This is a genomic window from Rhizobium sp. Root1212 (assembly GCF_001424985.1).
Taxonomy (GTDB): Bacteria; Pseudomonadota; Alphaproteobacteria; order Rhizobiales; family Rhizobiaceae; genus Pararhizobium.
Map to the genome: position 1 here is coordinate 891,411 of NZ_LMDA01000001.1, position 25,394 is coordinate 916,804.

The following is a 25,394-nucleotide window of genomic DNA, read 5'->3' on the forward strand; positions in this document are numbered from 1 at the left end:
GTTGAGACAATCCCGCTTCGGTTGCCTTAGCGGAATGAGGGCAAATTACGGGAACACACCCGCCCAGTCAATGAAAATCACTGAACAGGAGAAAATAGTACCGGTATTGCTCATCAAAGGACGCAATTCCGGATAATTTTTCCTGCATTCACCCGTCTGCGGAACGACAATCCAAAATCATCCCGCCATAACGCGAATCAATAACCTGTATCTGCGACGAAAAAAGGGCGGCCCTTTCGGACCGCCCTTTTTCAAGATTCGCAAAGCAGGATGCTCAGCTCTTGGCCGCATCCGCAGCCGGCGCCCGCGTCGTCTCGCGATCCTTCCACCAGCGGCTGAGGAACAGCAGGATCGGGCCGCCGATATAGATCGACGATGTCGTCGCGACGACGACCCCGAAAACCATCGGCCAGGCGAAGGGCTTGACCGGATCGCCGCCCCAGATCGCCATCGGCACCAGCGAGGCGAGGATGGCGACCGAGGTGAAGATGCATCGCATGATCACCTGGTTGATCGACAGGTCGATGAGTTCGGAGAACGGCATCGTCTTGTACTTGCGCAGGTTTTCACGCATGCGGTCGTAGACGACGACCTTGTCGTTGACGGAGTAGCCGATCAGCGTCAGCACCGCGGCGATGGCCGTCAAGTTGAAGTCGATGCCCGTCAGCGCGAAGAAGCCGATCATCTTGGTGATATCCAGAAGCAGCGTCACGATGGCGCCGACAGCGAAGTGCCACTCGAACCGCCACCAGATGTAGATCAGGATCGCCAGCATGGCGAGACCGACGGCGAGGAAGCCGGAGCGGGCAAGCTCGGCGCTGATGGTCGGGCCGACGACTTCGGTGCGTTCGAAGGTCGCGTCCGGCACGACTTCGCTGACAGCTGTCTTGATCGCATTGAGCGCAACCGTCTGCTGGGCTTCGCCGCCTTCCTGGCGCTGAACGCGCACCAGAACGGCCTTGCCCTGGTCGAAGTCCTGCAGCGCCACTTCGCCGATGTTCAGTTCCTCGAGCTTGGAGCGCATGGCGGCGAGATCGAGCGGCTGCTTGGAGGTGGCTTCCACCTGGATACCGCCGACGAAGTCGATGCCGTAGTTGAGGCCCGGATGGAAGAACAGGATGACCGAGCTGATCGACAGGAAGGCCGACATGCCGATGGCGACGAAACGACCACGCATGAAGGAGAAGGTCGGGATGCTCGGAACCTTGCCGATGATCGAATGGATCTCGATCTTCTTCAGCTTCTGGCGGATGACCAGCTCGTGCATCATCGCGCGGACGACGGTGATCGAGGTGAACATCGAGATGAGGATACCGATCATCATGGTGATGGCGAAGCCACGCACCGGACCGGTGCCGAACATGAACAGGAGCACCGTGCCGACGAGGGTCGTGACGTTGCCGTCGACGATGGTCGCAAAAGCCTTGCCGAAGCCGACATCCAGCGCCTTCATCGCGCCGGCACCGCCCGCCGTTTCTTCACGGATACGGGCGTTGATCAGGATGTTGGCATCGACAGCCATGCCGATACCCAGAATGATACCGGCGATACCGGGCAAGGTCAGCGTCGAGCCCAGCATGGCCAGAACCGCGACCGTCAGGATGGTGTGCAGGATCAGGCCGAGGATCGCGACCACGCCCCAGGTCGTATAGAGCGACAGCATCATCACGCAAACGGCGATGAAGCCGGCAAGACCGGTGTAGATGCCCATGCGGATCGAGTCGGAACCGAGATTCGGGCCGACAGAACGCTCTTCGATGATGGTGAGCGGGGCCGGCAGGGCACCGGAACGCAGCAGCGCGGAGAGAACCGTCGCTTCCTGGGCGGTGAAGTTGCCGCTGATCTGGCCCTGGCCGCCGACGATCGGCTCGCGGATGACCGGGGCGGTCAGCACCTTGCCGTCGAGGACGATGGCGAAGGGACGGCCGACATTGTCACGGGTGATTTCCGCGAACTGGCGGGCACCCTGCGCATCGAAGGTGAAGGAGACGATCGGCTCGTTGGTCTGCTGGTTGAAACCGGCCTTGGCATCGGCCAGACGCTCGCCGGAAATGGCGATGCGGCTTTCGACCGGATATTTGTTGCCGTCGTTGGCGCCCGGCAGGATATCGACGCCGCGCGGGGCCGGCTGGTTCACGTCGACCGTCTGGTCGAGCATGTGGAAACTCATCTGCGCTGTCGAGCCGAGCAGTTGGCGCAGGCGGGTCGGGTCCTGCAGGCCCGGAAGCTGGACGAGAATGCGATCGGAGCCGACACGCTGGATCAGGGGCTCGGCAACGCCGACCTGGTCGACACGGCGACGGATGATCTCAAGGCTCTGGTCGACGGCAGCCGTCATGCGCTCGGTGAGACCGGCTTCCGTCTGCTTGATGGTGATCGTGTCGTCGGCGGTCGTGACCTCGATATCGGCGCTGGCCGTGCCGAAGCCGAGCGCGCCAGCCGGAACGGCCAGTTCCTGGATCTTCGGCAGAACCTTGTCGCGATCGGCCGGGTCGGTGATCTTGACCTGGATCGTATCGCCGGCGATGCGGGCGGACGAAACCGGAACGCGCTCGCCGCGCAGAACGCCGCGGATGTCATCCAGCAGCGTATTCAGACGCGCCCTGCGCAGGCCGGCGGCATCGACCTCGAGAACGAGATGCGAACCACCGCGCAGGTCGAGACCGAGGGTGACCGGATGCACCGGCAGGAAAGCGGAATAACGCTCGCGCGTTTCCGGCGAAAGAACGTTGGGGAGCACCGCGAGTATCCCGAAGAGGGTAATCGCGACATAGGCCAAGGCGGCCCATTTCGAAGTGCGCATGATTTGTTTCCATCAATGCCTGCCCTCCCGGCGAGCGGGATGCAGGATGCTGTCTGTCATAGGAATAAAACGGCAAGGCCGCGGGGGCTTAAAAGCCCGAATTACGCAGCAAGCGGCGGGCCGCGCGCCTGCGTGGACCGGCTTTCGGTGTCGCAGCCGGCAGTTTCGACGACGCAGATATCGGCAATACGGCCATGGATAACGGCTGCAAGGCTGACCGGCGTCGGCAGAAGGAACGGATCGGGGCCGCCGGGCGTGCCCTTGAAATCGCCGCGATCGGCGGTGAAGCGCAGGTCGGCGGCGGGAAGAGACCGGGTGATATGGCGCGACAGCAGCGTTTCGGGTGCGCTGTTGTCAGGCGCGGAGAAATTGCCGGAATTCTGCTGGGCGACGAGTCGCGAGGAAAGGATTTGGGCCGAGGCGACGAACTGCATCGCGAAGGCGGCAAACAGAATCCACAGCAGGGCAAAGAGCCTGCCCTTCTGCCTGCGTTCCGAAATCTCGCCTTCGAAGCCCGTCAAGGAGCGTCCTTTTCTGTAGCGCGCCGATTCAAAGGGCGCGCGAGCGCGCCTAAGAACCATCGCTCAGGCGTAAAGTCAAACCTTACCATGTCCAGGCGCGGCCGGACACCCTGGCTATCGGCTTAAACCCGCAAGGCTCAACTGGGACTCCCCCTTCTCCCCAGCGGGGAGAAGTGCCGAGCGTAGCGAGGCGATGAGGGGGTGGCGCGGCAAATTCAGGCCTCGCGGAGGCGCCCCCTCATCCGCCCTTCGGGCACCTTCTCCCCGTGGGGGAGAAGGGAAAAAGGAGTATGCTGCGCCCTTCTTCGGGGAACATTCACGCCGTAACGCCTGCGGTGCGGGTCTGGTGGATCTCGATCAGCGACGGTCCCTTGCGGGCGCCGGCTTCCTGAAGCGCAGAGGCAAGGTCGGAGACCTTGTCCAGACGCACGGCGGGAACACCATAGGCCTTTGCCGTCAGGAGGAAATCCGGCGCGGAGGGTTTTACACCTTCCGGGGTGATGCCGTTGTCGACCATGAAGCTCTCGATTTCCTGATAGCCGTCATTGTTCCAGACGAGGAAGATGACATGAGCCTCGGCATCGACAGCCGAACCCAGTTCCGCCAAGGAGAACTGAATGCCGCCATCACCGACGAGGCAGACGACCGGCATGCCCGGTGCCGCGACCGAGGCGCCGACGGAGGCCGGCGGCGCATAGCCGAGCGCGCCGAAACCGGTCGCCGAATTGAACCAGGAGCGAGCCCGTGGCGCATCGCAATAGAGATTGCCGGCATAGATGGCCTGGGTGGAATCGCCAATGATCGCGCAATCCGGCAGCGTCTTGTAGATCGTATCGATGACCCGAATTTCGGCGCGCATCTTGGCGGTGAGTTCGGCCAGCACCTCCTTGCAGGTCGCCTCTGCCCGCTCCTTGCCTTTCGACGCGGGCTTGCCGGTCAGGAAGGCGAGGATACCGGCGGTGGCCGTTTTGGCACCGGAGAGGATCGACAGCGTCGCATGCTGGCCTCGGGCAAGCTGCGCCGGATCGATATCGGTGCGGATGAGATTGCCGAGGATCGGGAAGCCGCCATCGGCATACATGTCATAGTCCGTCTGGCCCATTTCGGTGCCGAGCGCCAGAACGAGATCGGCATCGGAGACCAGCGCGCGCACCGCCTTGAGGCTGGGGCTTGCGGGCACCCGCAGCGGATGGCCGGCCAGCATGCCGCGGGCATTGACGGTCATGACGACAGGAGCACCGATGCGTTCGGCCAGCGTGCGGATTTCCTCTTCCGCCGTGATCGCGCCGCCGCCGCAGAGAATGACCGGGCGTTTCGCATCGCTGCAGAGGATCGCAGCCTTCTGCAGCGTTTCGGCATCGGCCCGCGGACGGGTGGCGACGGCCTTGCGCAGTATCGGCGTCGGAATGCGGGCGCTCATCACATCGGTCGGGATTTCGATATGCACCGGCCCCGGCCGGCCTGACGTCAGCACGGCAAAGGCGCGCTCGACGACGGAGGCAAGATCGGCCGGGTTCAGCAGGGTCTGGGAATAGAGCGCCAATGTCTTGATCATGCCGTGCTGGTCGGGCAGCTCGTGCAGCAGGCCGCGGCCATGGCCGAGCGAATCGCGGCGGTTAACGCCGGAGATGACCAGCATGGGGATCGAATCCTGCCGCGCCTGCGCCATCGCCGTGATCGTGTTGGTGAGGCCCGGCCCGGTGATGACCAGGGCAACACCCGGCTTGCCGCTGACGCGGGCATAACCATCGGCCATGAAACCGGCGCCCTGCTCGTGGCGGGGGGTGATGTGGCGGATTTTCGAGGCGGCAAGGCCGCGATAAAGCTCGACCGTGTGCACGCCCGGAATGCCGAACACGACCTCGACGCCATTGGCTTCGAGCAGATCGACCAGAACCTCGCCGACCGTCTTCATCTCATCGCTCATGCCCGGCGCTCCTTCAAAAAACCCTGTCCGTTCGAAAGCCGCGCGGCGAGCCTGATAATGCGGCCGCAGGCTTCCTCGATCCTGTCTTCCGGCACCGTCAGGCTGAGGCGCACGTAATCGGCGGCCTGATCGCCGAAGGAAGAGCCAGGCATGACAGCCACGCCCTCTTCCTCCAGCAGCCGAAGGGCAAAATCCTCACCGCGCAATCCGGTTCCCGAAACATCAAGCAGGATGAACATCCCGGCTTCCGGCGGCAGCGGCTTCACGCCCGTCGCCTCGGCAAGCGCCTTCACGATCAAGGCCGCACGGCTGCGGTAAGCCGCGCGCATGGCTGCCGACGTGCCGATCTCATGGGTCAGCGCATAAGCGGTCATATCGGCGATGAAGGGCTGGACGCCGAACAGCATGGTTTCGGAGACCGGTAGCAGCCGCTCGGCGAATTCCGCCGGCCCGATGGCCCAGCCGCTGCGGAAACCCGGCGCAGCATGGGATTTCGAAATCGAGGAGACGACGATGGTGCGCTCGGCCAGCTCCGGCATGTCGAAGGGCGAGGCGAAAACGCCGTCGAAGATCAGCTCCTCATAGACCTCGTCGCAGACGATCCAGAGATCATGCTTGCGGCAGACGGCGCCGATCTCCTCGATTTCAGCCTTGGTCAGAACGGCGCCGGTCGGGTTGTGCGGCGTGTTGAGCAGCAACACCCGGCAGGCCGGGGTGATTGCTTTTTCAAGATCGGAGGCCTGCATGTGGAAGCCGTGCTCGGCCTTCATCGGTACCGTGACCTGATGGGCGCCGGTGGAACGGATGACGCCTTCATAGGTCGCATAGAGCGGATCGCCCACGAGCACGCCGTCACCCGCCTCGGTCAGCCCGAGCATGACGGCAAACAGCGCTGTCTGGGTGCCGGGGAAGCACAGCACGTTCGCGGCGGTGACATCGGCACGGCGCTTGGCGTAGCGGGCGGCGAGCGCGGCAACGACGGCCGGTTCGCCGCGGCCGCTGGAATAGCGATAACGGCCGGCATTCATGGCCCGCTGCGCTTCCGCCAAAAGCGCGGCATCCAGCGGCAGGTCGGGTTCGCCGATGGTCAGCTCGATAATGTCAGCGCCGCTTGCCTTCAACTGGCGGGCGCGGATATGCAGCGCCCATTTGCCGGAGCCGAGGTCGGCGAGGCGGTCGGTGATCGATGAGTAGCGCATGGGGATTCTCCTCCACTGTCAAGGATGCCTGCCGCGCCGGCGGGCATCTCAATTCTGTTCGAACGGGCCGAGCGGCAGGCCGAGAAGGGCTTCGGCGGAAGCCAGAGCAATGGTCACCAGTTCGGCTTCCTCGAAGAGTTCGCCGGCCAGGCAACCTTCGAGCCAGAGACCGTCGATCATGCCGTTGATGGCGATCGCCAGCCTTCTGCATTCCGGTTCGCCATGGGGCCGGCCCTCGGCCGCCAGGAGATCGGCGATCAACCCCTGCAGATCGTTGCGAAAGCCGAGATAGCCTTCGCGGTGGATGACCGCCAGATCCGGATCGACCCGCACCTGGCTGATGAAGGACGCCCAGAGCGAGAGGCTGCGGCCGTTCGCCACCGGTGCCGTGAGATTGCAGACGATGAAGCGGCGCAGCCGCGAGCGCGCATCCCCCTCCACCTCGATGGCCTTGACCGCGAAGGTCGACAGCACCCGCCGATAGGCGTCGGCGACCATCTGGTCCTTCGAATCGAAATAGTGGCGCACGAGGCCGGCCGTGACCCCGGCCCGCACGGCGATCTGGCGCAACGTCGCGCCCTTCAGGCCAAGCTCCGCGATGCAGTCGAGGGTGGCCTCGATCAATTCTTCCCGGCGCTCGCCCTCCGGGGCACGATGAAACGTGCGCCGGGTCATGCGCTGCGACGCAGAACGGGGCGCGTCAGGCAGGTCGGGCCGCCTTCGCAGGCAATGCAGAGCGCGTCGGCCTCGAAGGTCGTGACGGTGCAGCCGGCCGCTTCCATCGCCGCCTTGGTCTTGGGGAAGCCCTCGACCATGATCACCTCCTTCGGCCGCACCGGCAGCACGTTGAGGCTGAGACCGTTGCTGGCATGGAACTCATCGGCCGGTGCCTCGATCATGGTGACGCCCCACTCCTTCAGCAGCAGGTAGAACGAGGCCGGCAGCAGCGGCGCAAAGACCAGCGCCAGATCGGCAGACAGCGGGCTGATCACCGACAGCAGGTGCAGGCAGGCCTCTTCGCCCTGCCAGAGCGGCAGGTCGTAGCCGAGCACGGTGATACCGTGCGGCTCCAGCATTTCCGAAAGCTGGGCGATGCCTTCCTCGTTGGTGCGCACGCCGCGGCCGACGATCAGCGTCTCAGCGTCGAGCCAGATGCAATCGCCGGCTTCGACCGTGCCCGGCGCGGTGATTCGCCCGAGGATAGGGATGCCGGCCTTCTTATAGGCGGCCTCGTGCAGCGCCGGTTCCTTTTCGCGCAGCGGCTTGCCCATGCGCAGGATGATCGCGCCGCGATCGGTCACCAGCGACGGATCGTGGGTGAACATCGCGTCGGCAAGGCCGTCGCCCTTGTCTTCCAGCCAGAGGATTTCGGCACCGGATTTCTCGATATATTCGGCAAATTCGGCATATTGGCGCACGGCCTTCTCGCCGTCGAATGTCGGGCCGTAGTGCCACATGGCCGCATCGGCGCTCAAAAGGCTCGCCCCCGGACGGCGCATCAGCACGCGCGCCAGATTGGCCGACATGTCCTGCGAACCATAAACCGTCATCGTCTGCTCCTGTCTGGAAAAGGTCTGGGAGGGCGGCGCCAAAAAAGCGGTCGCGACGCTATTATACGGTTGAATAATTTCTGCACAAGTGCAACGATGATCGTCATGGAACAGCGTGACAGGCAAAAATGCCGCACGACAAAAAACCAGGGGAACTGTTTTCATGCCGCCAATCTCGATGTCTCCGATGCTGGAGACAGCCCGTTCATGACAGATGAAGCCCAGGCGATTGCAGTCACCGATCTGCACAAACGTTTCGGGCCTCTGGAGGTTCTGAAAGGCGTTTCGCTCACGGCGAACCAGGGAGACGTGATCGCCATCATCGGCGGCTCAGGCTCCGGCAAATCCACCCTGCTGCGCTGCATCAACATGCTGGAGCTGCCGACTGCCGGCTCCGTCTCGATCCATGGCGAGACCATCGCCATGAAGAAAGACGGACGCGGCGGACTGATGCCGTCCAACCGCAAGCAAGTGGAGCGGATGCGCGCCCAGCTCGGCATGGTGTTCCAGAGCTTCAATCTCTGGCAGCACATGACCATCCTGCAGAACGTCATCGAGGCGCCGTTGCATGTGCTCGGGCGCCCGAAGGACGAGGCCATCGCCACGGCCGAAGCGCTTTTGCGCCGCGTCGGGCTCTACGAAAAGCGCGATGCCTATCCAGCCTTCCTGTCCGGCGGCCAGCAGCAACGCGCGGCGATCGCCCGCGCGCTCGCTATCCAGCCGCTGGTCATGCTGTTCGACGAACCGACCTCGGCGCTCGACCCGGAACTGGTCGGCGAAGTGCTGGCCGTCATCGGCGATCTCGCCAAGGAAAAGCGCACCATGATCCTCGTCACCCACGAGATGAAGTTCGCGCGCGAAGTGGCCAACCACATCGTCTTTCTGTCGCAGGGCAAGATCGAGGAACAGGGGCCGCCGGACCAGATTTTTGGCGCGCCGAAATCCGAGCGCCTGAAGCGCTTCATCAGCTCCATCCACTAAATGCTCAACAACCAAAAACAGGGGTACAGCATGCAGAAGACGTTGAAAGTGATCGCGCTGGCAGCAGTGTTGGGAATTTCGGGCGGCGCGCTCGCGCAGGCGGAACAGGTAAAGGTCGGCTTTGCCGCCGAGCCCTATCCGCCGTTTACCTCGCCGGACGCCTCCGGCAACTGGGAAGGCTGGGAAGTCGATTTCCAGAAGGCCGTCTGCGCCGAAGCCAAGCTTGATTGCGTGATCACCCCCGTCGCCTGGGACGGCATCATTCCGGCGCTGACCTCCAAGAAGATCGACATGATCATCGGCTCGATGTCGATCACCGAGGAACGCCTGAAGACCATCGATTTCACCGACAAGTATTACAACACCCCGACCGGCGTCATCGGCGCCAAGGGCGTCGCCTTCGAAGCGACCCCGGAAGGCCTTGCCGGAAAGACGATCGGCGTTCAGGTCTCGACCGTGCATCAGGTCTACGCCAACAAGTATTTCGGCGAGAACGGCGCAACCGTGAAGGAATACCAGACGCAGGACGAGGCCAACCAGGATCTGGCCGCCGGCCGCATCGATGCGGTGCAGGCCGACGCCATCGCGCTCGGCGCCTTCCTGAAGTCCGACCAGGGCCAGGATTGCTGCGAGCTGAAGGGCAACGTCAAGGACGACGTCGCCATCCTCGGCGCCGGCGTCGGCATCGGGCTGCGCAAGGGCGAGGACGACCTGAAGGCCAAGCTCAACGCCGCCATCAAGGCGATCCGCGAAAACGGCACCTATGATGCCTTCTCCAAGAAGTATTTCGACTTCGACATCTACGGCGGTTGATGGTTGGGGCGTTAAGCCCCTCATCCGCCCCGTCGGGCACCTTCTCCCCGCGCGCGGGGAGAAGGGATATGCCGCGCCTTCACGATCCCTCGGGCCAGCGGTGGAAGGAACAAGCGGCAGACTCGATCGTCCCCTCTCCCTGCAGGCGGGGAGAGGGCCAGGGTGAGGGGCAATCCCCGAAACGAAGAAGAAATTTGAGGACCCGATGGCCGATCCAGCACCCTTCATCAACTGGAGCCTGCTTGCGCTTTCCCCGCCCGGCTGGGGCAGCGTCCTGCTTTCCGGCCTCTTCAACTCGATCCAGATCGCCGTCGGCGGCTATTCGCTCGGGCTTCTGCTCGGCGTCGGCGGCGCCTTCGGCAAGCTGTATGGCGGGCCGATCGTCAAGGATCTGATGGAGTGCTACACGACCATCGTGCGCGCCGTGCCGGAGCTGGTGCTGATCCTGCTGCTCTATTACGCCGGCACCGATCTCATCAACCAGTTGCTCGCCCTTGGCGGCTTGCCGAGCGTGGATATCAGCGGGCTTGCCGCCGGCATCTTCGTCATCGGCGTCGTGCAGGGGGCCTATTCGACCGAGGTGTTGCGCGGCGCGATCAAGGCCGTGCCCGCCGGCCAGATCGAGGCGGCGCGAGCCTTCGGCATGTCGCCCATCAAGGTCATGACCCGCATTACCCTGCCGGCCATGCTGCCTTACGCCATTCCCGGCCTTTCCAATCTCTGGCTGATCGCCACCAAGGACACCGCCCTGCTCGCCGTCGTCGGCTTCTCGGAGCTGACGCTGGTGACCCGACAGGCGGCCGGGACGACAAAGGCCTATCTCCTGTTCTTCTGTGCGGCCGGCGTGCTCTATCTGGCCCTGACGCTGGTCTCCAATTTCTTCATCGGCATCATCGAACGTCGCGCCCGGCGCGGCCTGGTGGAGGCCGCATGACGACGCCGGCGCCCGACGAAACCACCCATGCCATGGCGTACACGCCGGAAGACCTGCCGACCGCGGCTAGCCTCTTCCAGCCGCACCGCATCCTGCTGATGGCGATCTTCGCCGCTCTCGTGCTGTCGGCGGCATGGTTCATGCGCTGGGACTGGCTACCGCAATATCTGCCGAAGCTCGGCTGGGGCATCGTCGTGACGCTCGTCATGCTGTTCAGCACGGCGTTTCTCGGCTTTCTCTTCGCCGTGCCGCTCGGGCTCGCGCAGGTCACCGGGCCGTGGCCGCTGAAGGCCTTGGCCAAGGGTTTCTGCACCGTCATTCGCGGCACGCCGCTGTTGCTGCAGCTCTGGCTGCTCTATTACGGCCTCGGCTCGCTCTTTCCGCAGTTTCCGGCAATCCGCAGTTCGTTTCTCTGGCCGTACCTGCGCGAATCCTGGCCCTATGGCGTGGCGGCGCTGACCATCTCGTTTGCCGCCTACGAGGGCGAGGTCATGCGCGGCGCCTTTGCCGGCGTGCCGGCCGGCGAACTGGAAGCCGCCCGCGCCTTCGGCATGAGCCGCTGGACCGCCTTCCGGCGGATCTGGCTGCCGCGCGCCATTCACCGGGCGCTGCCGACGCTGAACGGCGAAACCGTGCTGCAGCTCAAATCCACCCCGCTTGTGGCGACGATCACCGTCATCGACGTCTATGCCGTGATTTCCAAGGTGCGGCAGGATACCTTCCTCACCTATGAACCGCTGCTGCTTTTGGCACTGATCTATATGTGCCTGACAGGAATCCTTGTTATTCTCTTCCGCAAACTCGAAAATCGCATACCAACCCGTGGTGCCTGACATGAATGCAAATGTGAATCTGACCAACGCCATTCCCGAACTCGTCGATATCCGCCACGAGTTGCACGCCCATCCCGAACTCGGCCTTTCGGAATTCCGCACCTCGGAATTCCTCGTCGGCAAGCTGGAGGCGCTGGGCTATACGGTCACCAAGGGCTTTGCCACCACCGGCCTCGTCGCCACCCTCAAGAACGGTACCAGCAAGCGCACCATCGGCATCCGTGCCGATATCGATGCCCTGCCGATCCACGAGGAAACCGGCCTGCCCTATGCCTCGAAGACGCCCGGCCTGATGCACGCCTGCGGCCATGATGGCCACACGACCATGCTGCTGGGTGCCGCCCGCGCGATTGCCGAACGCAAGAATTTCGACGGCACCGTGCATCTGATCTTCCAGCCGGCCGAAGAGAATTTCGGTGGCGCCAAGCTGATGATCGATGACGGGCTGTTCGACCAGTTCCCCTGCGATGCCGTCTTTGCGCTTCACAACGAGCCCGGCCTGCCCTTCGGACAGTTTGCGCTGCGCGAAGGTCCGATCATGGCGGCGGTCGATGAAGCCCGCATCACCGTGCACGGCCGCGGCGGCCATGGGGCCGAACCGCAGGAAACCGCAGACCCGATCGTCTGCGGCGCCTCGATCGTCATGGCGCTGCAATCGATCGTCTCGCGCAACATCCATCCGATGGACCCGACTGTCGTGACGGTCGGCTCGTTCCACAGCGGCTCGGCCAGCAACATCATTCCCGAGCGCGCCGAGATCGTCGTCGGCATCCGCTCCTTCGACCCGAAGGTGCGCGACGAACTGGAGCGGCGCATTCGCCTTATCGCCGAAAACCAGGCGGAAAGCTTTGGCATGACCGCGACGGTCGATTACCTGCGCAGCTACAACGCGACCATCAACCACAAGGCGGAGACGGATTTCGTGCGCGATCTCGCCATCCGTTTCGCAGGGCCCGAAAACGTCGTCGATCTGGAGCGTCCGTTCATGGGCAGCGAGGATTTCGCCTATATGCTCGACGGCCGCCCCGGCACCTATTTCTTCCTCGGCTCGCGCGTGACCGGTGAGGAAAAGCCGCTGCATCATCCCGGCTACAACTTCAACGACGATCTCCTGCCGATCGGCGCCGCCTTCTGGACCGAACTGGCGGAAACCTATCTGAAGCCTGAATAAAAAAAGAGCCGCAGGAAGGGACATTCCTGCGGCCAGTCGGGACAGTTCAGGCAAATTCGTCCTGAGGCAGGCTTGCCTCGGGTCATCTCAGGGGCCGCCGATGTGCGGCCCGCAATCGTCAGTCTATTCGAAGAAGCTGAAGGCTTCCGCCGAGGCGAAGCCGTAGCCGCTGTCGCGGCGCTTCACGATATCCGACGTATAGTGATCGAGAATCATCTCGCCCTGCGAGGTGGCGACGATCAGCACGGAATGGCGGCGGCCTTCGTCATTGCTGACGGTCGCAAGCGTCAGTGTCGCAGCCGGCAGGCCAGCCTTGATCAAAAGGCGGCGCTTCATCATCGCGTGATCTTCACCACCGGTCGACATCGCCGTCAGCGACAGAAACTCGCGGCGAGCGCGGATCTCAGGCATTTGACGGTTCACGGAGCGATTGACGGAAGCCAGCTGGGTGCGCAGCTTGTTGGTGAGGGCGACGGTGCGGGCGCGTTCTGCGCCACAAACATCGGCATATTCGAGGCAGAAGAGCTGGCGCGAGAAGGCCGCGCGCTCGCTGAGGCCGGCAGCGGCCATCTGCATTGGAATGCCGGCGGCGACCGAGCGGGCTGCGGAAGAAATGGTCATGGCATCGGCGGGGCCGGCCGTTGCAAGGCCCATGGCGATCGCGGTCGCGACCGAAAAAACTTTGCTCAACATGATACTGTCCCTGTTTTGCCCGGCGTCTCGCCCCTGTCCGGGTGGCGTCGGATTTGTTTTTCGGGTTCATCCCGAGGGAGGAAGTGCTTCATGCCGCAAAACCGTTGCCGGTTTCGTTCCTGTGATCTGGACATTAGCCCACACAGTTTAGAGGCCGCTTAAGCCGATACCGACAATTTTACACAATCGGCATTTTTAAGAAAATCAGACTCAAACAACCGTCAAACTCGATGAAAATGCGAGCAAAGCCTCGCTCAAGCTTACCGGCCTAGGGTTCTCTCACACCCCGGCAAACAATGGCTTCATGCCGGAGACAGGACCGCACCCTCCTCCCGATGAAGCTACTTGTTTGCCGGGGTGACCAGTGCCGCGAACGGGGCCACCGCCCGAAAACCGCAGGCGATATCCTGGGCGCGGCCGGGATAGGGGACGACCCGACCGGCCGTGACGCAACGACGATTTTCGCGTGACCCGGCAAACCGACCGGACACGCGCTGGAGACCGGTCATGACACGACTTTCGATCTGCATTCCGCTGGAGGCCGGCTCAGCCGACCCGTCCTTGCTGGTCGCCGCCCTGCTTTCCGACGCAAAGGCGAATATCGAGATCGTACTCGCCGGCCCTCACTCCTCCGTCGAGAAGACCGACAGCCGCATCCGGCGCGTCACCACCGATGCCGACATTTCCCGGCAGGCCCTCTGGCGGGAGGCGATCGCGGCTGCGACCGGAGACTGGGTGACGCTCGTCAACGCCGGCGACATGATCGAGCCCGATCTCGTTGACATGGTCGACTATCTCGAACGCAGCTCGCCGCAGACCGACGCGCTCGCCTGGACGGTGCTGCAGATCGACCGCGCGGCCGAGCCCGGCAAGGCCGCCTCCATCGCCCTCCCCACCCGCTATCACATCGACCGCTTCGACAAGACGGCGATGCTGATGGCCTTCTTCTACTGGAAGGGTAGCCTCAACGTTCCGAAAATGCCCTTCGGCGTGCATCATGCCGCCATCCGCCGTTCGGTCGTCGATGCCATTCTGGCCGTGCCCGCACCGCAATCCTGGTCGACGCCGCTCCCCCAATACGAATGGGCGGCCAAGACGCTGATTTTCGCGGAAGAACTTGCCTTCTGCAGCCGGCCGCTCTCGGTGCTGAATATCTCCGGCTATGTCGCGCCCGCGGTTGCTGCAGTGCCGGGCGATTTCCCCTTCCATGCCGGGCTCGGCCTGACGGGTGCGGTAGCCGAGGTGCAGTTCCAGGTGCTGCGCGACCTCGGCAACGAATGGGGCGGCGGCTCGGATGATTTCGTGCGCGCCTGCGCCATCGATTGCCTGCTGGAGCAGGATTTCGACAGCTTTCGCAGGAAGGGCAACGGCTATTTCGCAGCACTCCAGCGCTTCGAGGACGGCCGGCTGGCGGCCCGTTTCCGGCCGCAATATGCCGAGGTCAAAGCGGACCAGCGCCGTGGCCTGCAGGACAAAGCACTGCTCGTCGATCGCTTCATCGGCGGCGCGCAGACGGCGCCCGAATTCTACGATGTCGTGAAAAGCATGATGCCGTCCGTGCACATCATCTGCGCTGGCGCTACGCAATGACCGGCGGCTTTCCGGGGTCGATGCGGTGAAGGTCGCTGTCACCGGCGCATCCGGCTTCATCGGCAGGCATGTGCTCACCGCTCTCGCACGCCGCACGGATACGATAACAGCGTTTTCCCGCCATACCGGCCATGCCCCCCTACCCGGCGTGCGCTGGAAGATGCTCGACATGGCCAATCGCGCCAATCCCTTCGAAGCTATGGGGCAACCGGATGTACTCATCCATCTCGCCTGGGACGGCCTGCCGAACTACCGCTCCCCTCACCATGTCGAGACCGAACTGCCCCGGCAATTCAGCTTCCTGAAGCGCGCCGTCGAGGGCGGGCTGCGCTCGCTTTTCATCTCGGGCACCTGCTTCGAATACGGCATGCAGTCGGGCGCACTGAACGAGACTGCCGCCTGCCTGCCGGACAACCCCTACGGCCTTGCCAAGCATGCCCTGCAGCGGCAGCTTTCCCAGCTACGGCAAACCCTGCCCTTCGCGCTGACCTGGGGGCGGCTCTTTTACATGTACGGCCCCGGCCAGAACCCGAAATCGCTCTGGCCGCTGTTTCAGGATGCCCACCAGCGCGGCGCGGCAGTCTTCGATATGTCCGGCGGTGCGCAATTGCGCGACTTTCTGGCAGTCGAGACACTGGCGGAGCTGATCGTTTCGTTGGCGCTTGATCATCCCGATTCCGGCATCGTCAACATCTCGTCGGGCAAGCCGGTCGCGGTGCGCGATCTCGTGGCAGGATGGGCGAAGGCTCTGGGCTGGGATGTGCATCTCAACCTCGGCCACTATCCCTATCCCGATTACGAACCGATGGAATTCTGGGGCGACACGACGAAGCTCCGCCAACTTCTAGAGCCGGCCCGCAAGGCCGGCTGATCCGAAATCCCAGTGAAAGCAAAACCAATGGCTTCAGACACCATCTCCAGCGATACGACCGAGGATATGCGCGCCGCCGCCCATAGCTTCATGACCGCCTCCGTCGCGCCCAAATATTCCTACAATTTCTCCTGGCTCGGCCGGCCGATCATCCAGTATCCGCAGGATATCGTCGCTATGCAGGAACTGATCTGGAAGACCCAGCCGGACCTCATCATCGAAACCGGCATCGCCCATGGCGGCTCGCTGATCTTCTCCGCCTCGATGCTGGAGCTGAACGCGATCTGCGGCGGCAATCCGGAGGCTTCGGTGCTCGGCATTGATATCGACATCCGCGCCCATAACCGCGTCGAGATCGAGAAGCATCCGCTCTATCGGCGCATCGCCATGATCGAGGGCTCCTCGATCGATCCGGCCGTGATCGAGCAGGTGCGCGCGGCGGCGAAGGACAAGAAGTCCGTACTGGTATGCCTCGATTCCAATCACACCCACGATCATGTGCTTGCGGAGTTGGAAGCCTATGGTGACCTCGTGACCGTTTCGAGCTATTGCGTCGTTTTCGACACCTTCATCGAAGACGTACCGGCCGGCAGCTATCCCGACCGCCCCTGGGACAAGGGCGCCAACCCGAAGACCGCCGTCCACGAATGGCTGAAATCCCACCCGGAATTCGAGATCGACATGTCGATCGACGAAAGGCTGCTGATTTCGGTGGCGCCGCATGGCTACCTGAAGCGCATGCGGTAAGGCCGCACAGCCATTATCACAAAAAAGGGGCGCTTTCGGCGCCCCTTTTTTGTATCAGGCAATGGCCTTTTGCAGGATGGCCTTGTGCTGCACCCCCGAGATCGGCACGAGGAAATGCTGGACGACATGCAGAAGCTCGGCCGGGGTACGCACACCGGCGATGTCTTCGTCGATATACAGCATCTCGTTGCGCAGCCCGAAATACAGTCGGGTCTTCGGCTCCTTGAAGACGGGATCGAAATGCGGCAGGTAGCGGCCGCCGTGCCAGTTTTCGAGCGCACGCCGGTAGCCGGCCGCAATCAGCTCGAAATTCTCCCGGTCACGGGCGATGGAGCAATTTCGGGCGCAGGCGCGGGCGAAATTCTTTTCCCAGCCAACCGGCGCTTTCTGGCCATAGGTATATTTGAACCACTGCTGGCAAAGCCCGATCGCCGCGGTATTGCCGAGAAAAAAGGGAAACGGGAAATCCTTCATATAGGCATCGTCATCGATGCTGCGGCCGATATCGGCCATGAACTGATCGTACATGGCCTGCAGGTCCGCCGCCGTCGAAATGCGGCCGGAATTGCTCTGCGCACACGAGCCGAGCACCGAGAACGGTCGCTCGACATAGATAAAGGTATCGGCGGTCGCGAGCAGCTTGCAGCTGTTTTCGAAATCGACGACCGGATGCTCGAAATAGCGGCCGTTGAACTTCATCCGGATCTTTTCCATCATCCGGCGCGAGACGGCGCCGTGATAAATCGAAAACAGGTTGTTCGGCGTGGCCGCATCGTTGGTCCAGTTGTAGAACTGGGTGCGCAGGACGTCCTTGTCGACCTTGAAATAGGTCGCACCCATGGGAACCGGGACGGTGGATTTGCGCGGGCGATTGTCCGGCCAGTGATAGGAGAGGCGCGACCAGGCGATGATATCGACCTGCGGCTCGCTGATCTTGATATCGGCGATCAGATCGATCACGTCGATATCGACATAGTCGTCATCGCCGATGACGCAGATGAACTCGCCGGTCGCGGCCTTCAGGCAGCGCTCCCAATTGTCCACCATCGAGAAGACCCGTTCTTCCGAGGCAATGAACGTCACCCTGGGATCGCCGGCCACGTCCTTCATGAAATCGTTCATGATCGACGGATCGTCGGAATTGTCGGCGAAGACGAACTGGACGTCCGTGCGCAGATTGGCCAGCAGGCTCCGGATGGTTTCCTGGAAATAGCGCTGGCGGTTGCGCGACGGCACGCAAACCGTCAGTTTCGGCTGGGGGAACATGCAATCTCTCCGTTTGCGACACCGTAGCGCCAAGGCCTTTCCCGAAGCTTGTTCGGGGTCTTTTTGTTTTCGTTTGCCTTTTCGGGAAAACCGGTTCCCACTTTTCCCTGACAAACTCCAGACCTTTCCAGAACGGGAGAGGCTTGATAAGCAGCGTAGCCGAAGGCGGGCCGCGCCCTGCGCCGCACGCCTCGTGAAAGTCGGAGACCAGCATGCCCAAGACCCCGGAAAACTGCCTTTCGATGACGGACATCCGTGCCGAAATCGACCGTGTGGACAAGGAGTTGATGCAGCTTTTCCGGCAGCGCTTCGGCTATATCGACCGCGCCGCCGAGATCAAGAAGGAAGCCGGCCTCAAGGCCGACATCCCCGTGCGCGTCGATGAAGTGCGCCGCAACGCGCGCGCCAATGCGGAAGCCGCCGGGCTCGATCCCGATTTCTACGAGGACATCTGGGCTCGGCTGATCCGCCATTCGATCGTCCGGGAAAAGGTCTATCTCGGCGAAAGCGACGACGAATAGGCCGTTCAGCCGGCCTTGGTGGCGGCCGGCTTCGGGACTTGTGCCTCAGTCGGCGCGCTTGCAAGCGGCGCGGCGATCAGGGATGCACCGTCAGCGTCGGCACCGCCGTCACGAACTTTCCACCCCAGTCGCTGATATAGGAAAGCTGCCGTCTGATCTCGTCCTGAAGGTTCCATGGCAGAATAACTACCCTTTCCGGTTTTTCGGTTCTGAGCACGTCTTCGGTGACCACAGGGATGCGGCTGCCGGGCAGAAGAGTGCCCTGCTTGGCGGGGTTCTTGTCGACGACGAAGGCGAGCAGGTCCGACTTGACGCCCGCGAAATTCAACAGCGTGTTGCCCTTGGCCGCAGCGCCATAGGCGGCGACCTTGAGGCCGGCGCGGCGGCACTCGATGAGAAAGCTCAGGAAACCGTCACGCACATCCTCGGCGCGGGCCTGGAAGGCGGTGTAATAGGCATCCGTCAGCACGCCCACCTCACGCTCGGCAGCAAGCGCTGCCGCCACAGCGGGCGCGATGTCCCGGCGTCGGGTATCGCTGCGCTGGGCGAAGACCCGCAAGCTGCCGCCATGCCAGGGCGTGGTTTCGACGTCGAAAACGGTCAGGCCGTTTTTTTCGAAGATGCTGATAACGGCGATCAGCGACAGGTAGGAATAGTGTTCGTGATAGGCGGTATCGAACTGGTTTTCCCTGACCATATTGACGAGGTGCGGGAACTCGAAAGTCGCGACGCCATCCGGTTTCAGGATCGCGGTGAAACCGGCGACGAAGTCGTTGATATCAGGGACATGGGCGAGCACGTTGTTGGCGACCGTCAGATCTGCAGCGCGACCTTGCGCCGCAAGCCGCGCACCAAGCTCGGCGCCGAAGAAATCCTCGACGATCTCCAGCCCTTTTTCACGCGCAGCCGCCGCCGTGCTTGCCGTCGGCTCGATGCCGAGGCAGGGGATGTTGCGGGCCTTGGCGTATTGCAGGAGGTAGCCGTCGTTGGCGGCGATCTCGACGATATGGGAGCTTACGGTGAGGCCGAAGCGCGCCTGCATGTCGGCGACGTAGGTTTCGGCATGCTTCAGCCACGAGGTGGAAAAAGAGCTGAAATAGGCATAGCTCGAGGAAAAGAAGGTTTCGCGGGCGGCGAAATCCTCCGTCTGAACCAGACGGCATTCGCGGCAGCAGCGGATGACCAGTGGATACCAGAGTTCCGGCTTGTGGCGCTCATCGAGCGGCACGTAGGAATTCGACGGTGGCGCGGTGCCGAGATCGAGGAAGGGCACCATATGCCCGGAGCCACAGTGACGGCACTTCATGCGGCCATCCCCAAATAATCCGGTGTCAGCAAAGGGTGGGCCGCATCACGCGCGGAAAGCCGCTGCACGGCGAGCGGCCAGCCGATGGCAAGCGCCGGGTCTTCCGGGTAAAGCCCGCCCTCGGCTTCCGCCGCGTAGGGCTCGGAATGGGCGTAAATCAGCCGGACATCATCCGTCAGCGCCTGAAAACCATGGGCAAAGCCCTTCGGGATGAGGAGCGAGGCATCGTTGTCTTCCGAAAGCTCGACGGCGAAATGCTGGAGGAAGGTGGGCGATCCCTCGCGCAAATCCACGGCGACATCGAGAATGCGGCCGCGGGTGCAGGTCACGAGCTTGATTTCGGCATGCGGTGGGCGCTGGAAATGCAGGCCCCGTACCGTACCCTTGTGCACCGTGCCGGTTTCATTGAGCTGCCGCACCGGGCCATGCCAGCCATGTTCGGCAAGCTCATCCGGGCAGAAGAGGCGAGAGAGAAAACCGCGTTCGTCGGAAAGACGGCGGCGGCTCATCAGGATCAGGCCCGCAAGCGGCGTCTCCTGCCCTTCGAAACGTGATGTCACCCCGCTGCCCTCAAGGGTTCCGCGGCTTCGGACGCGCCGATGAAATCGCCGATATCGGCAAGGCAAAGCTCGGTCACGGAACGGCCCTCGGCCTCGGCGCGGTACCATTCCATGGTACGGCGCACGGTCTCCGCGAGCCGCCAGCGCGGGATATAACCCAGGTCCTCGCGGGCGCGGGCGCTGTCGAGCACCAGATAGCCGGCCTCATGCGGTCCCTCGCTGCCATCGCCCAGCCGAACGGCACCGCTGCCGAAATGGCGTTCGGCGAGCTTCAGCACCGTGCCGACCGACGCAGCCTCGGAGTGGTTCGGGCCGAAATTGTAGCTTTCGACGCCCTCCGGCGCGTCGAACAGCCGTTCGGCAAGTTTCATGTAGCCGCCCAGCGGCTCCAGCACGTGCTGCCAGGGGCGCACGGCGCGCGGGCGACGCACGTAGAGCGTTTCGCGCGCCTGCCAGGCGCGCACCGCGTCCGGGATCAGCCGGTCCTCGGCCCAGTCGCCGCCGCCGATGACATTGCCGGCGCGCGCCGTGGCGATGCCGATATTGCGGGCGGCGAAGAAGGAGGTGCGATAGCTCGCCGTGACGATCTCGGCCGCCGCCTTCGAGGCACTGTAGGGGTCCTGACCGCCGAGCGGATCGGTTTCCATGAAGGCGAGCCCGGTTTCGGGATTGTGATAAACCTTGTCGGTCGTCACCACGACGATGGCGCGGATATCTTCCGAGAGCCGGAGCGCATCGAGCAGGTTGACCGTGCCGCTGACATTGGTCTCGTAGGTGCCGGCGGGATCGCGATAACTCGCCCGAACCAGCGCCTGCGCGGCGAGGTGAAAGACGATCTGCGGCTTGCTGCGCAGCACCTGATGCGTCACGGCCGCACGGTCGCGGATATCGACGATATCGGCGCCTTCGATCGCGCCGCCCAGGAGCCGGTGCAGCGAGGGCTCCGATTGAGGCGCCAGCGACAGGCCGGAGACCTCGGCGCCGAGCTGTTTCAGCCAGAAGGCGAGCCAGCTGCCCTTGAAGCCGGTATGACCGGTGATCAATACGCGCTTGCCGCGCCAGAATTCGTTTTTCATGGACCTCACCAGCATTTCCAGGGCGGCGCACCGCTCTGCCACAGACTTTCGAGATGATTCTTGTCACGCAACGTATCCATCGGCTGCCAGAAGCCGTCATGGACATAGGCCTGCAATTGCCCTTCCTGGGCGAGGCTCGTCAGTGGCTCGGCTTCCCAGCTGGTACCGTCACCCTCGATGCGATCGATGCAGCGGGGGGAAAGCACGAAGAAGCCGCCATTGATGAAACCGCCCTCGCCTTCCGGCTTTTCGACGAAGCCCTGGACCTCGCTGCCATCGAGCTGCAATGCGCCGTAGCGCGCCGGCGGCCGGCAGGCGGTGACCGTTGCGAGCTTGCCGTGGTCGCGGTGGAAGGCGATGGCACGGCCGATATCCATGCTGCCGACGCCATCGCCGTAGGTGAAGCAGAAGGCGTCATCGTCCTTGAGGTAGCGGGCGACGCGTTTCAGGCGGCCGCCGGTCATCGAATTCTCGCCGGTATCGACCAGCGTCACCCGCCAGTTTTCGGCGCTCTTGCGGTGGAATTCGATACTGTTTTCGGCAAAGTCGAAGGTGATATCCGACATGTGCAGGCCGTAATTGGCGAAATATTCCTTGATGACATAGCCCTTGAAGCCGCAGCAGACGATGAAGTCGGTGACGCCGTGGGCATAGTACATTTTCATGATGTGCCAGAGGATCGGCCGGCCGCCGATCTCCACCATGGGCTTCGGCCTTAGATGGGTTTCCTCGGAAATACGCGTGCCAAGCCCGCCGGCCAGGATGACAGCCTTCATCCGCGCGCCCACCATGATGCCGAACGACGCGCACCGTGCCGGGGCGGCAGCGGTTTCCTGCGGGTCGTGTGGCGGGCAAAGTCCATGATATCGGGTCCAGTTAAGCTATTCTGGCCGATACCCTACCCTTTGAAACTGTCGTCAAACTGGAGCTAGAGTTTGCCAGGGAAAAGTGGGAACCGGTTTTCCCGAAAAGACAAACGAAAACAAAAGAATCTAGAGTATGTCTGGTTCAATCTGAACCTGACATACTCTAGTAGCTGTTCTTGCGCATGAGATGGCGCTCCCAATCGAGCGCGCTTTCGACGATGCCGTCGAGATCGTCGTATTGCGGCACCCAGCCGAGTTCGGCCTTGGCGAGCGACGGATTGGCGACGATCATGGCGGGATCGCCGGCGCGGCGTTCGGCATAGGTCACCGGGAAATCGACGCCGCTGACCTTCTTGACCGTTTCCAGCACTTCGAGAACGGAGAAACCGCGGCCGTAGCCGCAATTGGCCGCCAGCGAACCGCCGCCGGCACGCATGCGCTTCAGCGCCATCAGATGCGCCTGGGCGAGGTCGGTGACGTGGATATAGTCGCGGACGCAGGTTCCGTCCGGCGTCGGATAGTCCGTGCCGAAGACGTTCATCGAGGCGCGTTTGCCGAGCGCCGTGGCGGAGGCGACCTTGATGAGGTGGGTTGCGACGGCGGAAGACTGGCCGCTGCGGCCCTTCGGGTCGGCACCGGCAACGTTGAAATAGCGCAGTGCCGTATAGGTGAGATCATGCGCGGCGGAGGTGTCGCGCAGCATGATTTCGGTCATCAGCTTCGACGAACCGTAGGGCGATTCCGGCATCAGCGGCAGGTCTTCGGTGACCGGCTCCAGCACCTTCGGCGTGCCGTAGACGGCGGCTGTCGAGGAAAAGACGAAATGCGGAATGCCCGCCTCGACGGCGCTGGCGATCAGGGCGCGGGATTTGACCGTGTTGTTCTCGTAGTATCCGAGCGGATCGGCAACCGATTCCGGTACGACGATCGAGCCGGCGAAATGGATGATCGCGTCGATGTTGTTTTCGGAGAAGATGCGGCGCATCAACTCGGTATCGGCGATATCGCCCTCGTAGAAACGTGCCTCCGGGGCGATGGCCCAGCGGAACCCCGTCGACAGGCGATCGATGACCACAGCCTCTTCGCCGGCATCCAGCAAAGCCCAGACCATATGGCTGCCGATATAACCGCCGCCGCCCGTTACCAAAACCGCCATGTAAAGCTCCTACCGTCGAATCGCCGGGATAAAAGCCGGTTCAGCCGGCTTTCACAAGATTAATGAAATCTTAAAGGCAAAAATCGCGTTCAAAGCGAGGCGATATAGCCGGCCAGCCGATCGGCCGCCACCGAAACCTGCGTTGGATCGCGCAGGAAGCAGGCGCGCATGAACAGCGAGCCGCCTTCGCCGAACGCCGTTCCCGGAGCGAGGCCGACGCCGGTTTTGTCGACGATGTCGAAACAGGCCTTTCGCGCATCCGCGACGCCGTCGATCTTCAGGAAGGCGTAGATCGCACCGTCGGGCTTCAGGGTCTCGACTCGATTGGTGGCGATCAGCGCATCGCAGAGCAGTTCGCGCGCGCGTGTCGCCTTGGCGACATTCTCGGCCACGAAACCATCGCCTTCATCGAGGGCTGCGACCGCGCCCGCCTGAATGAATTGCGCGACGCCGGAGGTGGAATACTGGATCAGGTTTTCCAGCACCTGGCCGATTTCGGCGGGCGCCACGATCCAGCCCGCCCGCCAGCCAGTCATCGACCAGTTCTTCGAAAAGGAATTGACGAAGAGAATGCGGTCGCCCTCGTCCATGACATCGAGGAACGACGGTGCGCGGGCGGCCTGGTAAGAATAGAGCGCGTAAATCTCGTCGGCGATAATCCAGAGACCGTGCTGGCGAGCAAGGCCGAGAATGGCGGCGAGGTCTTCCTTGGTCGCGGTCCAGCCGGTCGGATTGGAGGGCGAATTGATGAAGAGGGCGCGGGTCTTGGGCGTGATTGCGGCGGCAAGGCGGTCGATCGAGACCTGCCATTTGCCGCCGGTGAAGTCGAGCGGCACCGAAATCGGCCGCACGCCCGAAAGCTCAGCGGAGGCCGCGAAATTCGGCCAGGCCGGCGACAGATAGACCATATCGTCGCCCGGCGCGCTCACCGCCTCAATGGCGAGCTTGATCGCCTGCATGCCAGAGCCGGTGACGTAGAAATTCTCCGCCGACAGGGTTTTGGCGAAATGGCGCTGGTAATAGCGCGAGAGTGCTTCGCGCAGCGCGGGAATGCCGCGTTGCCAGGTGTAAAAAGTCTCGCCGGCGGCAAGCGATGCCTGCGCGGCGCGGGTGATGAAATCCGGCGTCGGCAGATCGCCCTCGCCGACCCAGAGCGGAATCAGTCCCTCGCGTCCCCGCGCATAGTTGACCAGCTCGACAATGCCGCTTTCCGGGGCTGCGAGCGAACGGGGGCTGAGGCTGGCAAGGACGTTCATCAAAAAGCTCCGGCAAGGCTGCGCGCAAAAGCGCGCAAATCACAAAACGATGTCGGTTCTAACGGCTTTGATCGCTTGGATCACGCGACAATCGGTGACGCATCGATCGAACTTTGTGATGTTTGCCGCGTCGGCACGCGCATCGTCTCGACGCCGCGCGTGCCGGTGCGTTTTTCCGTCTTAAGCGGCGCGGGTCTTTAGGAGATCGCGGATTTCCGTCAGGAGCTGCACGTCTGCCGGCGGCGGAGCGGCTTCCGGCACGCCGGCCTTATCCTTGGCTTCCATCGACTTGCGCATGCGGTTCACGCCCTTGATCATCAGGAAGATGATCCAGGCGAGGATCAGGAAGTTGATGAGAACGGTGATGAAATTGCCATAGGCAAAAACGGCGCCCTGCTCGCGGGCGGCAGCCAGAGAGGTTGCCGTGACATTGGCGCTGAGCGGCAGGAAATAGTTCGAGAAATCGAAGCCGCCCCCGGTCAGCGCACCGACGATCGGCATCACCAGATCGTTGACGACCGATTCGACGATCTTATTGAAGGCCGCGCCGATAATGACACCGACCGCTAGGTCCATGACATTGCCGCGCGCGATGAATTCTTTGAATTCGTTCAGCATCCCGCTCTCCTTGTTCATGCGCGAGCCTCGCCCCGCTTTCGCAAACCTATCGCGCGTTGCGGGAAAGAAAAGCAAAAACATCGCCATTTTCGCCTGAGAGGCAGCAATCCCCGACAATGTCTCTTGGACTTAAGGC

24 protein-coding genes are annotated in these 25,394 nt (G+C 62.8%); 9 read left to right on the forward strand and 15 right to left on the reverse strand.

Going from position 1 to position 25,394, the window contains the following annotated elements:
- Positions 1-274 precede the first annotated feature (274 nt).
- The 6 genes from secD to ASC86_RS04285 form a co-directional block, all read right to left on the reverse strand.
- Complete coding sequence (gene secD / locus ASC86_RS04260) at positions 275-2,803, reverse strand: protein translocase subunit SecD (protein WP_056316484.1); 2,529 nt, start codon at positions 2,801-2,803, stop codon at positions 275-277.
- 101 nt (positions 2,804-2,904) lie between these two features.
- Positions 2,905-3,324, reverse strand: a complete 420-nt coding sequence (locus ASC86_RS04265) for a hypothetical protein (protein ID WP_056316488.1) — start codon at positions 3,322-3,324, stop codon at positions 2,905-2,907.
- 316 nt (positions 3,325-3,640) lie between these two features.
- Positions 3,641-5,251 (reverse strand): 5-guanidino-2-oxopentanoate decarboxylase, encoded by a 1,611-nt coding sequence (locus ASC86_RS04270; protein ID WP_056316492.1) that lies wholly within the window; start codon positions 5,249-5,251, stop codon positions 3,641-3,643.
- A complete protein-coding gene (locus ASC86_RS04275) occupies positions 5,248-6,450 on the reverse strand; it encodes a pyridoxal phosphate-dependent aminotransferase (RefSeq protein WP_056316495.1) in 1,203 nt (400 codons plus the stop codon). Before ASC86_RS04275 ends, ASC86_RS04270 begins: the two co-directional genes overlap by 4 nt.
- A gap of 48 nt (positions 6,451-6,498) precedes the next feature.
- On the reverse strand, positions 6,499-7,125 hold the full coding sequence (locus tag ASC86_RS04280; protein WP_056316498.1) for a TetR family transcriptional regulator C-terminal domain-containing protein: 627 nt from the start codon (positions 7,123-7,125) through the stop codon (positions 6,499-6,501).
- Positions 7,122-8,000, reverse strand: coding sequence for an arginine deiminase family protein (locus ASC86_RS04285; RefSeq protein ID WP_056316502.1), 879 nt, complete (start codon positions 7,998-8,000; stop codon positions 7,122-7,124). The genes ASC86_RS04280 and ASC86_RS04285 overlap by 4 nt, the downstream gene beginning before the upstream one ends.
- Positions 8,001-8,207: 207 nt before the next feature.
- Here ASC86_RS04285 and ASC86_RS04290 point away from each other — a divergent pair, with 207 nt between their 5' ends.
- The 5 genes from ASC86_RS04290 to ASC86_RS04310 all read left to right on the forward strand — a co-directional run bounded on the left by ASC86_RS04290 (position 8,208) and on the right by ASC86_RS04310 (position 12,732).
- A complete protein-coding gene (locus tag ASC86_RS04290; protein ID WP_056318246.1) occupies positions 8,208-8,981 on the forward strand; it encodes an ATP-binding cassette domain-containing protein in 774 nt (257 codons plus the stop codon).
- A gap of 30 nt (positions 8,982-9,011) precedes the next feature.
- Entirely contained in the window at positions 9,012-9,794 is a 783-nt protein-coding gene (locus ASC86_RS04295) for a transporter substrate-binding domain-containing protein (RefSeq protein ID WP_056318249.1), read from the forward strand.
- Positions 9,795-9,999: 205 nt separating this feature from the next.
- A complete protein-coding gene (locus ASC86_RS04300; RefSeq protein ID WP_056316506.1) occupies positions 10,000-10,728 on the forward strand; it encodes an ABC transporter permease subunit in 729 nt (242 codons plus the stop codon).
- Complete coding sequence (locus ASC86_RS04305) at positions 10,725-11,561, forward strand: ABC transporter permease (RefSeq protein WP_082509863.1); 837 nt, start codon at positions 10,725-10,727, stop codon at positions 11,559-11,561. Before ASC86_RS04300 ends, ASC86_RS04305 begins: the two co-directional genes overlap by 4 nt.
- Before the next feature lies 1 nt (position 11,562).
- Entirely contained in the window at positions 11,563-12,732 is a 1,170-nt protein-coding gene (locus tag ASC86_RS04310; protein ID WP_056316509.1) for a M20 aminoacylase family protein, read from the forward strand.
- Positions 12,733-12,855: 123 nt separating this feature from the next.
- Here ASC86_RS04310 and ASC86_RS04315 read toward each other — a convergent pair whose 3' ends face one another.
- A complete protein-coding gene (locus tag ASC86_RS04315; protein WP_056316513.1) occupies positions 12,856-13,425 on the reverse strand; it encodes a transglutaminase-like cysteine peptidase in 570 nt (189 codons plus the stop codon).
- 507 nt (positions 13,426-13,932) lie between these two features.
- Between ASC86_RS04315 and ASC86_RS04320 the strand changes: the two genes are divergently transcribed.
- Genes ASC86_RS04320 through ASC86_RS04330 form a run of 3 tightly spaced genes read left to right on the forward strand, consistent with a single transcriptional unit; the run spans position 13,933 to position 16,633 of the window.
- Positions 13,933-15,015, forward strand: coding sequence for a hypothetical protein (locus ASC86_RS04320; protein WP_056316516.1), 1,083 nt, complete (start codon positions 13,933-13,935; stop codon positions 15,013-15,015).
- A gap of 25 nt (positions 15,016-15,040) precedes the next feature.
- On the forward strand, positions 15,041-15,886 hold the full coding sequence (locus ASC86_RS04325) for an NAD(P)-dependent oxidoreductase (protein ID WP_056316519.1): 846 nt from the start codon (positions 15,041-15,043) through the stop codon (positions 15,884-15,886).
- A 27-nt stretch (positions 15,887-15,913) separates the two neighbouring features.
- Positions 15,914-16,633 (forward strand): cephalosporin hydroxylase family protein, encoded by a 720-nt coding sequence (locus tag ASC86_RS04330; protein ID WP_056316522.1) that lies wholly within the window; start codon positions 15,914-15,916, stop codon positions 16,631-16,633.
- Between the two features lie 54 nt (positions 16,634-16,687).
- On the opposite strand, the gene ASC86_RS04335 is transcribed toward ASC86_RS04330, so the two are convergent.
- Positions 16,688-17,899, reverse strand: coding sequence for a glycosyltransferase (locus ASC86_RS04335; RefSeq protein ID WP_056316525.1), 1,212 nt, complete (start codon positions 17,897-17,899; stop codon positions 16,688-16,690).
- 212 nt (positions 17,900-18,111) lie between these two features.
- On the opposite strand from ASC86_RS04335, the gene ASC86_RS04340 reads away from it, so the two are divergent.
- On the forward strand, positions 18,112-18,420 hold the full coding sequence (locus ASC86_RS04340; protein ID WP_056316529.1) for a chorismate mutase family protein: 309 nt from the start codon (positions 18,112-18,114) through the stop codon (positions 18,418-18,420).
- Positions 18,421-18,496: 76 nt separating this feature from the next.
- Here the strand turns inward: ASC86_RS04340 and ASC86_RS04345 are convergent, their stop codons facing one another.
- The 7 genes from ASC86_RS04345 to mscL all read right to left on the reverse strand — a co-directional run bounded on the left by ASC86_RS04345 (position 18,497) and on the right by mscL (position 25,258).
- Entirely contained in the window at positions 18,497-19,726 is a 1,230-nt protein-coding gene (locus ASC86_RS04345; RefSeq protein WP_056316532.1) for a class I SAM-dependent methyltransferase, read from the reverse strand.
- On the reverse strand, positions 19,723-20,286 hold the full coding sequence (locus tag ASC86_RS04350) for a dTDP-4-dehydrorhamnose 3,5-epimerase family protein (protein ID WP_244477518.1): 564 nt from the start codon (positions 20,284-20,286) through the stop codon (positions 19,723-19,725). The genes ASC86_RS04345 and ASC86_RS04350 overlap by 4 nt, the downstream gene beginning before the upstream one ends.
- Positions 20,283-21,362, reverse strand: a complete 1,080-nt coding sequence (gene rfbG / locus ASC86_RS04355) for a CDP-glucose 4,6-dehydratase (RefSeq protein ID WP_200943768.1) — start codon at positions 21,360-21,362, stop codon at positions 20,283-20,285. Before rfbG ends, ASC86_RS04350 begins: the two co-directional genes overlap by 4 nt.
- A 5-nt stretch (positions 21,363-21,367) precedes the next feature.
- Positions 21,368-22,138 carry a glucose-1-phosphate cytidylyltransferase gene (rfbF, locus tag ASC86_RS04360; protein WP_056318261.1) on the reverse strand — a complete coding sequence of 257 codons (771 nt, stop codon included), beginning with the start codon at positions 22,136-22,138 and terminating at the stop codon, positions 21,368-21,370.
- A 253-nt stretch (positions 22,139-22,391) separates the two neighbouring features.
- Positions 22,392-23,384 carry a UDP-glucose 4-epimerase GalE gene (gene galE / locus ASC86_RS04365; protein WP_056316539.1) on the reverse strand — a complete coding sequence of 331 codons (993 nt, stop codon included), beginning with the start codon at positions 23,382-23,384 and terminating at the stop codon, positions 22,392-22,394.
- An 89-nt stretch (positions 23,385-23,473) separates the two neighbouring features.
- Positions 23,474-24,640, reverse strand: a complete 1,167-nt coding sequence (locus ASC86_RS04370) for a pyridoxal phosphate-dependent aminotransferase (RefSeq protein WP_056316542.1) — start codon at positions 24,638-24,640, stop codon at positions 23,474-23,476.
- Positions 24,641-24,820: 180 nt separating this feature from the next.
- A complete protein-coding gene (gene mscL, locus ASC86_RS04375) occupies positions 24,821-25,258 on the reverse strand; it encodes a large conductance mechanosensitive channel protein MscL (RefSeq protein WP_056318264.1) in 438 nt (145 codons plus the stop codon).
- Between the last annotated feature and the right edge of the window lie 136 nt (positions 25,259-25,394).